This window comes from Actinoplanes rectilineatus, assembly GCF_000962825.1.
GTDB classification, from domain to species: domain Bacteria; phylum Actinomycetota; class Actinomycetes; order Mycobacteriales; family Micromonosporaceae; genus Actinoplanes; species Actinoplanes rectilineatus.
Window position 1 is genome coordinate 1 of the sequence record NZ_JZKF01000098.1, and the last position, 14948, is coordinate 14948.

The 14948-nt window shown below is 71.1% G+C and carries 12 protein-coding genes and 1 riboswitch; of the genes, 9 read left to right on the forward strand and 3 right to left on the reverse strand.

Annotated features, from left to right (window positions below):
• The first annotated feature begins 422 nt into the window (after nt 1–422).
• The 3 genes from WH85_RS39835 to WH85_RS39845 all read left to right on the forward strand — a co-directional run bounded on the left by WH85_RS39835 (nt 423) and on the right by WH85_RS39845 (nt 4244).
• Complete coding sequence (locus WH85_RS39835; RefSeq protein ID WP_157411513.1) at nt 423–677, forward strand: hypothetical protein; 255 nt, start codon at nt 423–425, stop codon at nt 675–677.
• 345 nt (nt 678–1022) lie between these two features.
• A complete protein-coding gene (locus WH85_RS39840) occupies nt 1023–2579 on the forward strand; it encodes a sensor histidine kinase (protein WP_045747348.1) in 1557 nt (518 codons plus the stop codon).
• 18 nt (nt 2580–2597) lie between these two features.
• Nucleotides 2598–4244 (forward strand): sensor histidine kinase, encoded by a 1647-nt coding sequence (locus WH85_RS39845; RefSeq protein WP_045747374.1) that lies wholly within the window; start codon nt 2598–2600, stop codon nt 4242–4244.
• Here WH85_RS39845 and WH85_RS39850 read toward each other — a convergent pair.
• Nucleotides 4201–4989 (reverse strand): DUF1906 domain-containing protein, encoded by a 789-nt coding sequence (locus tag WH85_RS39850; protein ID WP_052721146.1) that lies wholly within the window; start codon nt 4987–4989, stop codon nt 4201–4203. The genes WH85_RS39845 and WH85_RS39850 overlap by 44 nt on opposite strands.
• Before the next feature lie 331 nt (nt 4990–5320).
• Here WH85_RS39850 and WH85_RS39855 point away from each other — a divergent pair, with 331 nt between their 5' ends.
• The 4 genes from WH85_RS39855 (at nt 5321) to WH85_RS39870 (ending at nt 9170) form a co-directional block, all read left to right on the forward strand.
• Nucleotides 5321–6535, forward strand: a complete 1215-nt coding sequence (locus WH85_RS39855) for an MFS transporter (protein ID WP_045747375.1) — start codon at nt 5321–5323, stop codon at nt 6533–6535.
• Between the two features lie 108 nt (nt 6536–6643).
• Nucleotides 6644–6982, forward strand: coding sequence for a hypothetical protein (locus WH85_RS39860; RefSeq protein WP_045747350.1), 339 nt, complete (start codon nt 6644–6646; stop codon nt 6980–6982).
• A gap of 102 nt (nt 6983–7084) precedes the next feature.
• Entirely contained in the window at nt 7085–7681 is a 597-nt protein-coding gene (locus WH85_RS39865; RefSeq protein ID WP_045747351.1) for an HD domain-containing protein, read from the forward strand.
• Nucleotides 7682–8006: 325 nt separating this feature from the next.
• Nucleotides 8007–9170 carry an MFS transporter gene (locus WH85_RS39870; protein WP_045747352.1) on the forward strand — a complete coding sequence of 388 codons (1164 nt, stop codon included), beginning with the start codon at nt 8007–8009 and terminating at the stop codon, nt 9168–9170.
• Nucleotides 9171–9284: 114 nt separating this feature from the next.
• Here WH85_RS39870 and WH85_RS39875 read toward each other — a convergent pair whose 3' ends face one another.
• Together WH85_RS39875 and WH85_RS39880 are read right to left on the reverse strand one after the other, a co-directional pair.
• Nucleotides 9285–10370, reverse strand: coding sequence for a M20 family metallopeptidase (locus WH85_RS39875; RefSeq protein WP_045747353.1), 1086 nt, complete (start codon nt 10368–10370; stop codon nt 9285–9287).
• 9 nt (nt 10371–10379) lie between these two features.
• Complete coding sequence (locus WH85_RS39880; protein WP_045747354.1) at nt 10380–11165, reverse strand: DUF1684 domain-containing protein; 786 nt, start codon at nt 11163–11165, stop codon at nt 10380–10382.
• Between the two features lie 60 nt (nt 11166–11225).
• A riboswitch (SAM riboswitch) is annotated at nt 11226–11342 on the forward strand.
• A gap of 16 nt (nt 11343–11358) precedes the next feature.
• On the opposite strand from WH85_RS39880, the gene WH85_RS39885 reads away from it, so the two are divergent.
• Together WH85_RS39885 and WH85_RS39890 are read left to right on the forward strand one after the other, a co-directional pair.
• The gene (locus WH85_RS39885) at nt 11359–12585 is read left to right on the forward strand and encodes an aminotransferase class V-fold PLP-dependent enzyme (RefSeq protein ID WP_045747355.1); all 1227 of its coding nucleotides are present in this window, start codon (nt 11359–11361) and stop codon (nt 12583–12585) included.
• Between the two features lie 65 nt (nt 12586–12650).
• The gene (locus WH85_RS39890; RefSeq protein ID WP_045747356.1) at nt 12651–14945 is read left to right on the forward strand and encodes a putative bifunctional diguanylate cyclase/phosphodiesterase; all 2295 of its coding nucleotides are present in this window, start codon (nt 12651–12653) and stop codon (nt 14943–14945) included.
• Nucleotides 14946–14948 lie beyond the last annotated feature (3 nt).

The following is a 14948-nucleotide window of genomic DNA, read 5'->3' on the forward strand; positions in this document are numbered from 1 at the left end:
CTGGTGGTGGTTTTGTGGGCCGCGTAGAGCCACTGGCGACGGCTGGGTGGGCTCGGCCGTCGTCGACGGTGGTGTAGGTGGTTCGGGGCAGACCGTGGGTGACGGCTGGGTGGGCTCGGCCGTCGGTGGTGGTGGTTTCGGGGGCTCTGGTCGACCGTGGGCGACGGCTTGAACTGCTCAGCCGTCGCCCACGGTTCCCCCGCGTCGCTGGGCTGTCGCCTGTCGCCGGATCGGGGCTGCCGATCGTCGGCCAAGATCGTTGTCGGCGGCTGCCGCGCTCGTCTTCCTACGAGGCTGCTGGAGCGCCGTGCCAACGGGCGGGGCTGGGCCTACTCAGGTAACGGACAGGTTTTATACAGCGGGAGGCGTGCCCCCGCCTTCTACCCTGGGGGCAGGTCGGAAGCATGCGAGGAGAGGGCGCGGTGGGATTGATCAAGCGATTCGTGTTGTCCATGATCGCGTCGAAGCTGGAGCGGCGCCGAGGGCAGAGCGCGGCTGTCGACGGCTTGCTCAGGGAGGTCAACCACCGGCTGCACCGGGGCACCTACGGGCATCCTGGGGCCTACGGGCAGCACTACGGGCATCCGGGGGCGCCGCATTACGGGCATCACGGCCACTATCGCCACCATGGTCACTACCGGCATCACGGGCACTATCGGCGCCGCCGTTTCTGGTGAGCCTGCCCGGCCACGCACCAACACCGGCCACGCACCAACACCGGCCACGCACCAACACCGGCCACGCACCAACACCGGCCACGCACCAACAGCGGCCACCAGACAACAGCGGCCACCAGACAACAGTGGGCGGGGACCGGGCCGGCCGGAGGGATGACACCCGCCCGGGGGACGGTGTCCGGGGACCAGCGCCCAGGGGGACGGCGGTCCGGAGCAGGACGGTGGCGACCCGGGTGCGGGCCGGAGGTGGTACGGGTGAGGAACGGTTGCGATTCGGTGATAAGTGAGGCTGGGGAAGCTGGCGAATCCGGCCCGGCCGGAGCATGAGCCGACGATAGTGGGAGCGTGGATCTGGCCCAGCCGTGGCTGGAGGTGGAGCGTCTCCACGAGTATCGGCTCCTCGACAGTCCGGCCGAACAGGAGGTGCAGGCTGTCGTCCGGGTTGCGGCCAGTGTCGCCGATGTCCCCACCGCCAGCCTGAACCTTCTCTGCGACGACCGTCTGTACGAGTTCAGTACGGTCGGTTTCACCGGCTCCGTTCACGCCCGCGGTGACACCCTGTGCGGGCAGACGCTGGGGCCGGGTGAGTTCGTGCAGTTGACCGATGCGGCGGCTGATCCGCGGCATCGGGACGATCCGGCGGTGCGGGCCGGCCGGATCCGGTTCTTCGCCGCCGCCCCGCTGGTCATGGCGGACGGCACCGTGCTCGGCAGCCTGTGTGTGTTCGACCGGGTGCCGCACACTCTGGACGCCCGGCAGGTTGCCGCGCTGTCCGATCTGGCCGCCGTGGTGGTGGCGCTCTTCGAGCGGCGCAGTGAGGTGCGCCGTAACGCCGAGTTGGTGGCCGCCGCCGACGCCCGGCAGGAGTGGATCGAGCTGGTGCTGGATTCGATCGACGTGGCGGTGCTGGCGGTCGACGTGCAGGGGCGGTTCACCCGGTTCAACCGGGCGGCCCGCCAGTGGCACGGCCTCGATGTGGCCACGGGTCCGGAGGGTGTCGTCGCCGGTTTGTGTGCGGGGGCGGGGGACGGGATGCTCGTCCGCGCCCCGGACGGTGAGGCCATTCATGTGCGCGCGGACCGCCGGGAGTTGCGGGCCGCCGACGGGTCGCTGCTGGGTACCGTCGTCGCCCAGTCGCAGGACACCGCCGACCTGGCCCGGCGCCGGCTGATCGAGCAGGCCCGGGAGCGGTTCGCGCGGGCCAATGCGGAACTGTTGCGTTCCAACGCGGATCTGAGCAACTTCGCCGGGGCGGTCAGCCACGACCTGGCGGCGCCGCTGGCGGCGGTCGGCGGCTACCTGGAGTTGCTCGAGGACGAGATGCGGGGTGAGGCCCGGGAGTGGGTGGCCGCGGCCGTCGCCGCCGTCGGCCGGATGCGGGACCTGATTCATGCGCTGCTCGACCACGCGAGGGCCGGTAACGCGCCGGTGCAGCCGGTGTGCGTACCCCTGAACGATCTTCTGACCGAGGTTCTGGACGATCTGCGGGTGGAGATCACGGCGGCCGGTGCGCGGGTCACCGTGTCCGGGCCGTTGCCGATGGTCGACGGCGATCCGGTGCTGCTGCGGCAGTTGCTGCAGAACCTGATCACCAATGCGGTCCGGCACCGGCATCCGATCCGCCGGTGCGAGGTGTCGGTGGGGGCGGTCGGCGGCGCGTTCCGGGTGGTGGACAACGGTCTGGGCATCCCGGCGGATCAGCGGGAGGCGGTGTTCGGCATGTTCACCCGGGTGGACGGGCGGATCAGCGCCGGGCACGGGGTGGGCCTGGCGATCTGCCGGCGCATCGTGGACCGGCACGGCGGGGACATCCGGGTGGAGGACAGCCCGGGTGGTGGCGCGACGGTGGTTTTCACGTTGCCGGACGGTCAGGTTTCGGCGGCCGCTGCCGATACGCGTTAAGTGGACCTGGCGCAGCGGATGACGGAGCACGAACGCCGTCGGCTGGTGGCCCTGCACGAGTACCGGTTGCTGGACAATCCGGCCGACGACGAGTTGGAGGCCGTGGTCCGGGTCGCCGCTATCGTCGCCGGGGTGCCGACCGCGACCCTGAACCTGATCGACGAGAATCGACAGTGTCAGCTGACCACCGTCGGTTTCGAGGGCGGCGATTCGGCGCGCAGCGATTCGATGTGTGCGGTTCGGTTCGAGACCGGGGAGTTCGTCTACCGGCCGGATGCCCGTCTCGATCCGGTGTACGCGGTCAACCCGTGGGTCACCGGCGTCCTGGCCGACGTACGGTTCTACGCCTCGGCGCCGCTGGTCACCCCGGATGGGCACGCGCTCGGCAGTCTGTGCGTGTTCGACGGTGAGCGGCACGAGCTGACCGCCGAGCAGATCGAGCGCCTGCAGGACCTGGCGCAGATCATCCTGGCGTTGTTCGAGCGCCGCCGGCAGGCCCGGATCAACGCCGAGCTGGCGATCGCCGCGGAGGAGCGGCAGCGGTGGACCGACACGCTGCTGGAGACGATCGACGTGGCGGTGGTGGCGGCCGACCCGATGGGCCGGTTGACATTGTTCAACCGGGCCGCCCGGGAGTGGCACGGCCTGGACGCGGACCCGGACGTCGACCCGTGGGACTTCTCCGACAAGTACGACCTGTTCGAGACGGACGGCCGGACCCGGCTGGCGCACCACCGGATCCCGCTGTTGCGGGCCCTGCGCGAGGGCTGTGTCAGCGACGCCGAGATGATCATCCGGCCGAAGCACGGTCAGCCCGTGCACGTCAGTGTCAGCGGCCGGGCCCTGTGCGGGCCGGACGGGGCGCCGCAGGGCGCGGTGGTCGCGATGAACGACGTGACCACGGCCCGTGCCCAGCAGCGCGCGATCGAGGAGGCCCGCCGGGAGCTGGCGTCGGCCAACGCCGAACTGCGCCGGTCCAACGCGGACCTGACGAACTTCGCGGGCGCGGTCAGCCACGACCTGGTGTCGCCGCTCGCCGCGGTCGGCGGCTACCTGGAGCTGATCGGCGACGAGGCCCAGGGCCTGTCCCTGAAGTGGGTGGAGTCGGCGGGTAAGGCCGTCGAGCGGATGCGGGACCTGATCGGTTCGCTGCTCGACTACGCCCGGGCCGGCAGCGCCCCGGTCCGGCTCCAGGAGGTGGATCTCGCCGACATCGTCGAGCAGGTCCGTCTCGACCTGGGTTCCGACGCGGACGCGGCGAACGCCCGGATCAGCGCCGAGGGCGCGCTGCCCGCGGTGGCCGGCGACCCGGTGCTGGTCCGGCAGCTGCTGCAGAACCTGGTCGCCAACGCGATCAAGTACCGCCACCCGGACCGGTCGCCGGAGATCACGGTGAGCACCGGCGACACCGGCGACGGCTGGGTGATCCGGGTCGCCGACAACGGCCTGGGCATCCCGGCGGACCAGCGCGGCAGGGTCTTCGACATGTTCACCCGCCTGGACAACGCGCCGGCCGCGAAGGGGCACGGCATCGGGCTGTCCACCTGCGCGCGGATCGTCGAGCGGCACGGCGGGACGATCGAGGTGGGGGATTCGGCGAGCGGCGGGACGACCGTGTCGTTCACCCTGCCGAAGGCGGCGTCATCGTCGGGGGAACCGGAATGACACGGGCCACGTCCAGGTAATTGCTGTCGATGTTCAGCGTGACGCCGTTCCAGGTCTCGCGATGCGGGCCGCGATACTGTTTCATCCGCCGCTGCGGCGACCAGTGTCCGACCGGGATCACCTTGTCGTGCACCGTCGCGGCGCCGTCCCAGCGGGCGAAGTTCACGAAGTCCGGCCGGTCGTAACCGGACCGGTGATAGGCGGCGACCTGGTCGGTCACGCCGGAGGACGCGCTGCTGTAGAAACCGGAGAGATAACCGAGCAGGTGCAGCCGCCCGGTCCATCCGTGCACGAATGCCAGAACACCGTTGCGGCAGGCGGCATTGCCCGTCTGATAGGCCTCCATGTCGTAGAACAGCACGCTCTGCGGCGGCAGCCCCAACCGTCCGGCCTGCCATGCGGCGTCCTCGGCGGCGGCCCGTCCCATCGCGGCGGCCCGCCGGTTGTCGATCCGGTGTCTCTTGTTCACCTGGCTGCAGCTCGCCTGCGGTCCGACGTAGAGCGGGATCATCCGCCAGCCGCGTTCCACCTGTTCACGGACCCAGGACGGGGTCAGGTGCGGTTGCGCGCAGCCGCGGTTGTTGCCGCCGAAATAGATGCCGACCGCACGGTAGGAGGAGCGCAGCCACGCTTTCATCGCGGCGCCGGACGGCGCGGTGCAGGCGTCGAAACCGTACCCGCGGAAATCACCGGGCTGTGGCGGGACCGGTGCGGCGGCCCGCGCAGGCGCATTGGCGAATGTCATTGAGAGGAAGCAGCATGTCGCGGTGAGCGCGCCGAGGAGACCGCGGGGCGATGACAGCATTTCGGACCTTACGTCGGGGGCCGTTCGGGCTTGCAATCAGCCGTTCGGCCGGGCTTCGGTCCCGGTGAGCCTTTTGCCCTCTCTTTTTCTGGGGTACGCGTCAGAGCACGTCGACCGGCATCCGGCGGGTCGCGGCCCCGGCAGTCCGAACATGATCGTTGAAACGTGGTCCGGGGTGTGCGAGCATCAGCACACACTAATAGCCCGTGACCTCTCCCACTTGGGCTCGGGAGTAAATCCGCAGCTCAATTAGGGTGCGCGAGTGGAATCCCTGAACCTGTTGAACCGGCGGAAACGCTTGGTGGCCCTCCTGGCGCTCGCTCTCGGCGGCGTCGCGATCGGCCTCACCGAGTTCGTCGCCATGGGACTCCTCCCCGAGATGACCCGGGACCTCCTCCCGGACGTGTGGGCCCGGACACCCGAAACCGCCGTCGCGCAGACCGGCTGGGTCATCACCGCGTACGCGATGGGGGTGGTCGTCGGCGCGCCCCTGATCGCCGTGCTCGCCGTCCGGATGCCGCGCAAGCGGCTGGTCCTGTCCCTGCTCGTGCTCTTCACCGTGGCGACCGTGGCATCCGCGCTCGCCCCCACCTTCGAGACCGTGCTCGCCGCCCGGTTCGTCGCCGGGATCCCGCACGGCGCCTACTTCGGCGCGGCCGGGCTGCTCGCCGCGGCGCTGATGGGGCCGGGCAACGAGGCCCGCGGCTTCGCCATCGTGCTGGGCGGTCTCACCCTCGCCAACGTGGCCGGCGTCCCGGCCATCACGCACCTCGGCCAGACGTCCGGCTGGCGGATCGCCTACCTGGTGATCGCCGCGGTCTTCCTGCTCACCACGGTCGCCGTGCTCGCCCTCGTGCCGCCGGTGCCGACCGTCGTGCAGGGTTCACCCGCGGCCGAACTACGCGCCCTGGGGCGCCCCCAGGTGTGGCTGGTCGCGGCCACCGCGGCGGTCGGGTTCGCCGGGTTCTTCGCGGTGAACACCTACATCTCGCCGGTGACCACCGAGGTCGCCGGGCTCGGGACCGGTCAGGTGCCGTGGGTGCTGGTCTCCCTCGGGATCGGCATGACCGTCGGTAACGCGTACGGCGGCATGTTCGCCGACCGCAATCTGCGCGGCGTGATCATCGTCAGTTTCTGCGGCGCGATCTGCTCGATGGCCTTCTTCGCGGACACCGCGCAGACCGTCACCGGCGTCTACATCGGCGCGTTCCTGATCGGCGCGTTCTGCCTCTCCCTCGGGCCGTCCCTGCAGGCCCGCCTGATCCGGGTGGCACCGGAGGCGCAGCTGATGGGCGCGGCCGTCAACCAGTCCGCGATGAACATCGCCAACAGCATCGGCGCGGCGGTCGGCGGCCTGGTGATCGCCCGCGGGTACGGCTACCTCGCCCCGGCCTGGACCGGTGTGGCCCTCGGCATCGCGGGCCTGCTCCTGGCGATCGTCAGTTTCAGCCTGGACCGGGAGCAGCGGCCGCTCGCCCGGACCTGATCGACGACGGCCGTTCACCTGATGGCCACGCGATGTTGGGACGGTCGCGTTCGGACACCCGCATATGGTGGTCGAGCAGTTGAACGAGCGGTAACGAGAGGCGATCCGATGCGTAGCTCGATGCTCGACGTCCGGACCAGTCCCGACGGCAGTGTGGTCATCCACCCGCACGGATCCGTCGGGCCGGACGACGCGGTGGAACTACGGCAGGTGCTGGTGCACACGGTCCGCCGGGTCCGCCCTCTCCGCATGATCGTCGACCTGGCCGATGTGGCCGAACTCGATCCGATCAACCTGGGGTCGGTGGTGGCCGTCTGCGGTCTCGGCGACGACCATCGGGTGGCGGTCTTCGTCGACAACCCCAACAACCATCTCGCCGCGCAACTGCATGCCGCCGGGGTGCCGTCGCAGCGGCTGCGCGCCTGCGTCCCGGTGTCCTCCCACTGAGCCGTCCCGGTGTCCTCCCGATGAACCGGGGATGAGGTTTTTCAGGGAGCTGCCATCGGCTGTTTCCCTGGTGTTCACCGAGGTCGGCATAGCCTTCGGGGCATGAGTACCGCCACCGTCGCACGCCCCCGCGTTCTCGTCGGCCGCGCCGCCGACGCACGTGATCTCGCGGAATCCCTCATCGGGGACAGCGGGGACCGATGGCGGCACACGGCCGGGGTCGCCGCCCGCGCGGCCGAGCTCGCCGACCGTCTCGATCTCGACCCGGACGTCCTGGTGTCGGCCGCCTGGCTGCACGACATCGGGTACGCCGCAAGCATCGCGCTGACCGGATTTCATCCCCTCGACGGCGCCGTGCACGTGAGCGCCGAGGGCTGGACCGCCCGGATCGCCGGCCTGGTGGCGTACCACTCGGGCGCCCGGTTCGTCGGCGCGGCCCGTGGGTTCGGGGCCGGGCTGGCGGCGTTCCCGGACGAGCGGACCCTGATGTCCGACGCTCTCACCTACGCCGACCAGACCGTGGGGCCACGGGGGGACCGGGTCGACCAGGCGTCGCGCTACGCGGAGGTGCTGCTCCGGCACGGGCCCTGCTCCTGGAACGCGAAGGTCGACCCGGTGCGCGGTCCGCACCTGCGGTCGGTGGCGGCCCGCGTGGAGCACGCGCTCGTCGGCGGACCTGCCATGACTCCCCGCCGCTGAACACGTTTCGTGGTCAGGGCGCGAAACCCATCCGTGTGGTGATTACGGGCGCGCTGAGCGCCCCAAATCAACACACCCGTGGGCGTGTGGTGATTACGGGCGCGCTGCACGCCCGAAGTCAACACACCGTGCGGGGTGTGGTGATTACGGGCGCGCTGGGCGCCCGAAGTCAACACACCCGTGGGGGTGTGGTGAATACGGGCGGGATGGGCGGCTGAAGTCACCACGCGGACCCTGATGGCGAAACGTGTCTCGTTCGTGAGCGGCGTCTCGGTGCGGTGACACGCCGGACTTCTGCGGGAAACGCGCGAGTAGGGTTCGGCGGATGACGCGCGCCTCGTGGACCGTTTTTCTCGTGGCGTTGTGCCTGCGCCCGGCGATCACCGTCGTCGGGCCGATGCTGCCGCAGATCAGTGCCGCCGAAGGCCTGGCGGAGACCACCGCCGGCATCCTCGGCGCGGTGCCGCTGCTGGCCTTCGCCGCCGTGTCACCCCAGGTGCACCGGCTGTCGTCCCGCTACGGGATCGAACGGACCGTCCTGGTGTCGCTGCTGGTGCTGGCCGTCGGCGGGGTGGTCCGCTCCTACACCGGCGACGCCGGGCTCTGGCTCGGCACGGTGACCATCGGGTGCGCGATCGCGGTCGGGAACGTGCTGGTCCCGGCGATCGTGAAACGCGACTTCGCGGCGCAGGTGTCCCGGGCCACCGGGGTGTACACGGCGTTCCTCACCATCGCGGCCTCGCTGGCCTCCGCGGTGGCGGTGCCCCTCGCCGGGCTCGCGGACTGGCGACTCTCGCTCGCGGTGTGGTCGGGCCTGGCGCTGGTGGTGGCGGGCGTGTGGGCGTTGCGTACCCCCTCGGGATCCTCGGCGGCGCCTGCCGTGAGCGGCGCGGAGAGCGGGAGCGTCTGGCGACAGGGGCATGCCTGGTTGTTGACCGCGTTCATGGGGCTGCAGTCGACCACGTTCTACATCATGGTGACCTGGCTGCCGACGATCGAGGTGGCGGGCGGGGTGTCACAGCGGGCCGCCGGCGTGCACCTCTTCCTGTACCAGGGTATGGGCATCGTGGGCGGGCTGGTGATTCCGCTGCTGCTGCGCCGGGCCGGCACCCGCGTGGCCGGCGCGGTGCTGTCGAGTGTGCCGCTGGTGGTGGCGGTCGCCGGGCTGCTGACGGTGCCGTCGCTGGCGGTGCTCTGGGTGATCGTGGCCGGGTGGGGTCAGGGCGCGGCCCTGGTGGCGGCGCTGACCCTGATCAGCGTCGGCGGCCGCAGCGCGGGGGAGACGACCCGGCTGTCCGGGATGGCGCAGAGCCTGGGTTACCTGCTGGCGGCCGGTGGTCCGGTGCTGGCCGGGGTGCTCGCCGACCGCACCGGGTCATGGACGGCGAGCCTGGTCGCGCTGGCGGTGCTGGCGCTGTTCCAGGCCGGCGCGGCGCTGGCGGCGGCGGTGGGTGACCGGCGCCGGGAGCCGCTTCCCACACTGTCGTGATGTCGGTGCGTCAGCCGTCGTGGGTGTGTGCCGCGAGCACCGTCGGTCCGGGACGGGACGGCGCACCCGCGCTCCTGATCGGGGGTACCCGCCACCGGCCAGGTCGCCGCCGCTTCACGCGTACCCCCACGAGAGCAGGAACGTGCGCAGCGCGTCGTGGTAAGGGCGCAGCGACCGCAGGTCGACGTATTCGTGCGGGCCGTGCTGTCCGTCGCCGGCCGGACCGAAGATGCACGCGTCCACGCCGCGCGCCGAGTAGAACCGGCCGTCCGCCGCGCCGTGTTTGCGCAGCAGGGAGCCGTCGTAGCCGACGGACTGCGCGGCCTGCTGCAGGAGCCGGACGGGGGCGCTGTCCGGATTCGCATAGTGCGGCGCGCCCAGCCCCTCGATCGTGACGTCCACCGCCGGGCCGGTGATCGCGGCGAGGTGGGCGACGATCTCGGCGGGTTCACGGCCGGTGAAGTCGGTGTCGTGCGGCGGGAAGCGGACGTCGAGCCAGGCCTGTGCGTCGGCGGGCACGATGTTCGCGGCCGTGTTCGACGTCGTGATGGAAGCGACGTTGACCGTGGTGGTCCAGGCCTCGGCGTCCGGAACTGGATAGCGCGCGACCACCCGGCTGACCGCGTCCACCACGGTGAGCAGGGCGTTCTCGCCGAGCCACGGGTACGCGGCGTGGGCCGTGCGACCGGTCGCGGTCAGCCGGGCCCGCAGGATGCCCTTGGAGGCGGTTACCACCCGCAGCGCGCTCTGCTCGCCGATCACCACGAACCGGGCGGTGACACCCGCGGCGACCTGGTGGCCGGTGCCGTCGAAACCGCCCACCTCCTCGTCGGTGACCAGCTGCAACCCGACCGGGTAGGGCAGGGTGCGGGCCACGTCGCGGAACACCGTGGCCATCACCAGCGCGGCGACCTTCATGTCCTGGGCGCCGCGCCCGTAGAGGCGGTCGCCGTCGCGGCGGGCGGCGAACTGCGCCGGTTCGCCGGGCACCACGTCCAGGTGCGCGTTCAGGATGACCTGCGGCCGGTCGCCGGTGGTCAGCAGCGCGCTGGGTTTGCCGGCGGAGACGAAGTGCCGGGTGTCGAAGCCCGGCCCGACGAGGTCGAGCACCAGGTCGAGGGCGTGCCGCAGGTCGGCGGGACGGTCCGCGGTGGAGCGGATGCCGATCAGCTCCACCGCGGGCGCGACGAGTTCCTCCACCGGGGCAGGCTAACCCGGCTTCTTCTCGCCCGCCTCCACCGCGATCGGCAGCCGGTTGCCCTGCGGGGGCAGCGGGCAGGTCGCGAACTCGGTGTACGCGCACGGCAGGTTGGTGGCCCGGTTGAAGTCCACCGTCACGGTGCCGTCGGCGGCCGGGGCGGGCACCTGGACGCTGCGGTTCGCGGCGTAGGTGGTGACGCCCGAGGTCTCGTCGGTGAACAGCACCGAGAGGGAGCCGGGGGTGTTCCCGTTGAAGGCGATCAGCTCGTGGGTGACACCGTCGACGGCGAAGGAGATCACGCCGGGGGATTCGTAGACGTGTTCGATGCCTTCGGCCACGGAACCGACGGGGTAGGGGCGCGGTTCGTCAAACGCCCGGAAATCCCCGGAGATGACCCACTTCTCGTCTGCGGGATAGGCCGGGGTGCCGTCGTAGGCCTTCAGGACCGGGCCGGCGGGATCGCGGGGGCGAACCACGTCGAACCCACCACGACTTGCCACCTCAATCCGGATATTTCCGTATTCAACCGTGACGTCGCCTTTGTCGGGAATCTTGCCGAAGGCGAAGCTGCCCGACACCGGACTGCCGTCGACGATGATCTCCTCACCATCGTCCAGCGTCACCGCGGGCCCGGACGGCCCGGTGCTCCACGACCCCGGCACTCCGTCGAACCGCTGCGGGGTCTCCGTCAGCCAGTGCAGACCGGTGATGGCGAGAAAACCGTGCGGGGAGGCACGCCGCTGCTCGTGGGCGTCGTGCCACGTCTCCCACTCCTGCTGGAACGTGATCGTCATGCGTTGAGCCTAATCACTACTTGTTGAGGGGGTAATACACGTCTGCTACGGTCGTCGCCAGGTCATGAGTGCCAGCGGAAAGCCCCGGCTTGCTGGCCGGCAACCCTTGCAGTTCGCGATGGGGTGCCCCGGGTGAAGACCGGGCCGCGCATCGCCCGATGCCGGCAAGAGGCGAACCCGTGGAGGCGCGGTCATGCCATTGTTGGATGTCATCGGTGAAGATCTGAAGGTCGCTCTGCCGTCCGGCGAGCTCACGCGTTTCGTGCACCTCGACTACGCCGCGTCCGCCCCCTGTGTGCGGGCAGCCGCCGACGCGGTGCAGGACCTGCTGCCGCGCTACGGCAGCGTGCACCGGGGCACCGGGGTGCGGTCCCAGGCCTCCACCCTGGCGTACGAGCTGGCCCGCGACGTGGTCGCCGAGTTCGTCGGCGCCCGCCCCGGCGACACGGTGATCTTCACCCGGAACACCACGGACGCGCTCAACCTGCTGGCCCGGGCACTGCCGGCCGGGACCACGACACTCCAGTTCTCCGGCGAGCACCACGCGAACCTGCTGCCCTGGCCGAACCCGGTGCGGCTGCCCACCCCGTCGTCGCCCGCGGAGGCGGTCACGCTGCTCACCGCGGCGCTGGCCACCGTCACCGGTCCGGCCGTGCTCACCGTGACCGGTGCGAGCAACGTGACCGGGGAGGTCTGGCCGGTCCGTGAGCTGGCCGACGTCGCGCACGCCCACGGCGTCCGGGTGGTCGTCGACGCCGCCCAGCTGGCCCCGCACCGGGCCGTCGACCTGGACGAGTTGGGCGCCGACTACCTCGCGTTCTCCGGCCACAAGCTGTACGCCCCGTTCGGTGCCGGTGTGCTGGCCGGCCGCGCCGACTGGCTGGACGCCGCCGAGCCGTACCTCGCCGGTGGTGGCGCCAGCGCCGTCGTCGGTGACGTCCCCGGCGAGCTGACCTGGGCGACCGGCGCGGCCCGGCACGAGGGCGGCACCCCGAACCTGCTCGGCGCGGTGGCCATCGCGGCCGTCGCCGAGGCCCTGGCCGCCGCCGACCGGGACGCCCTGCACGCCCACGAGCAGGCCCTGCTGACCCGGCTGCGGGAGGGCCTGGCCGGGGTGCCCGGCGCGGTCGAGGTCAGCGTCTTCGGCCCGGACCAGCCCCGGGTCGGCATCGTCTCGCTGGCCCTGCCCGGCCACGACCCGGCCGACGTGGCACTGCGCCTGGGCCGGGATCACGGGATCGGGGTCCGCGCCGGTCAGTTCTGTGCCCACCCGCTGGTGCGGCGGCTGACCGGGAGTGCCACGACGGGCAGTTGTGGTGACGGCGCGACCGGGCTCCTGCGGGCCAGTTTCGGCATCGGCAGCGACGTCGAGGACGTGGACCGCTTCGTCGCAGGCCTCGCGGCGGTCCTTCGCACCTGATCCGCTACCCGTGTTGGCCTTCCCTGGCCGCCGAACCCGCCGAAGAGACAATCGTGGCGGGGTGGATGACGTGGCTGTGGGAGAGGCTCCCGGTCGGCGGCGGGCTTCGGGACGAGGACTGGGCACGCCGGCACCGGCTGCTGACGGTGCTGCTCGCCGTCATCATGGTGATCCTCACGGTGTTCGGCGCGTTCCGTCCCGACACCGGCCCCACCCTGCTGGTCACCGACGGCCTCATCCTCACGTCCGTGCTGGTGGGAACCCGGTCCTGGTCCCGCCGGTTACGGTCGGTCGCGGTCGCGCTGGGCTACGCGGTGGCGTGTGGCGGTTTCGTCTCGCTCAGCGGCGGTTTGACCGAATCGCACTTCTCGTTCTTCGTCGCGGTGGCGGCGCTCGCGCTGTACCGCGACTGGGCGCCGTTCGGCGTGTTCCTGATCGCCACCACCCTGCACCACTCGGTGTTCGGGGTTCTCGTCAGCGAGCACACGTACGACCACAGCAGTGCCCAGAACCACCCGTTCACCTGGGCCCTGCTGCACGGTGCCGCGGTGCTCTTCGCGGCCGGCTTCCAGGTCGTCCAGTGGAGCCTGACCGAGGCCGAGGAGGAACGCGCCCAGGAGAACCTGGACGAGAGCCAGGCCCAGCTGAGCGTGTCGTTCGACGAGACGCCCGTGCCGATGGTGATGATCGCCCCGGACGGCCGGCTGCTGCGGACCAACGGCGCCTACCGGGAGTGGCTGCGGCTGCCGGACGTGCTGCCGTCCGGGTTCACCGTCGCCGACCTGCCGATCAAGGCGGTCGAGGACGGCGTCCAGTCGATGTACGACACGATCCGCGAGTCCGAGGATCCGCTCACCCTGACCCGGCAGTACCGCCGCGACGACGACGGCTCCCTGATCTGGGTGCAGATCCACAGCACGAACCTGTACGACCGTGACGGCGAGCTCAAACTGACCTTCGTGCACCTGCTCGACGTCACGTCGGTCCGCAACCACGAGGCGGAGCTGCGCCATCAGGTCCGCCACGACTCGCTCACCGGGCTGCTCTCCCGCAAGGCCTTCGAACACGACCTGAGCCTGCTGCTCGCCGAGAGCGCCGAACCGGTCAGTGTGATCTACCTCGACGTCGACCGCTTCAAGTCGATCAACGACGCGACCGGGCACACCACCGGCGACGACGTGCTGCGGGCCCTGGCGCTGCGGCTCACCTCGGTCGTCCCGGTCGGCGCGCTGACCGCCCGGCTCGGCGGCGACGAGTTCATCGTGGCGGTGGCCGGGCCGGCCGGCATCGGCCTGCGCGTCGGCAACGGCATCCTCGCCTCGCTGGCCGAGCCGCTGCAGGTGCCCGGCGGCGAACAGCCGATCGCGCTCAGCGTCGGCGTCACGACCGCCTCCGGGCCGCTGCCCGCCGAGGAGGTGGTGCTGGCCGCCGACACCGCCATGTACGCGGCCAAACGCGCCGGCGGCAACCGGCTGCAGGTGTTCACCGACGAACTGCGGGTGCCCGTCCAGGAGCGGATCGCCGCCGAGGCCCGGCTGCGGACCGCCCTCGCCGACGACATGCGCGAATCGTTGCCGCTGTGGTTCCAGCCGGTCGTCTCCACGGTCACCGGCGAGATCATCGGCGCCGAGGCGCTGGTGCGGATGCGTACCCCGGACGGCAGGATCCTCAGCCCGTTCCACTTCATCGGCGCGGCCGAGGAGACCGGCCTGATCGTGCCGCTCGGCGAGCACGTGCTGCGGGAGGCCGTCGCGCACCTGCTGCGCTGGTCCGAGGACCTCGGGTACGTGTCGGTCAACGTCAGCCCCCGCCAGCTGGCCGAGCCGGACTTCGTGCCGGTGGTGGCGAACCTGCTCGCCGGGATCCCCGGGTTCGACCCGTCCCGGCTGGTCCTGGAGATCACCGAGACCGCGCTGCTGTCCTCGACGGTCGACGTCAGCGAACGCCTGGAAGCCCTCAAGAACCTCGGCGTCCGCATCGCCCTGGACGACTTCGGCACCGGTTACAGCTCGCTGACCTGGCTCAAGTCCCTGCCCGCGGACATCGTCAAGCTGGACCGCTCGTTCGTCGCCGGACTGGCCGAGGACAAGCGCAAAGCGTCGATCATCTCGGCGGTGCTGTGGCTGACCCGCTCGCTGAGCATGTCCACCATCGCCGAGGGCGTCGAGGAGGCCGCCGACTGGTACGCGCTGCAGGCGGCCGGCTGCCCGGCGGTCCAGGGCTACTTCTTCAGCAAGCCGCTGCCCGCGCCGGAGTTCAGCCAGATGCTCGCCGACGGAGTGACCGTCGAGAGCAAAGGGATCACCCCCTTCGGGGGAGTTCATCTGAACGAAACCACCGGGACCGCTGTGGCCGGTTAAAGT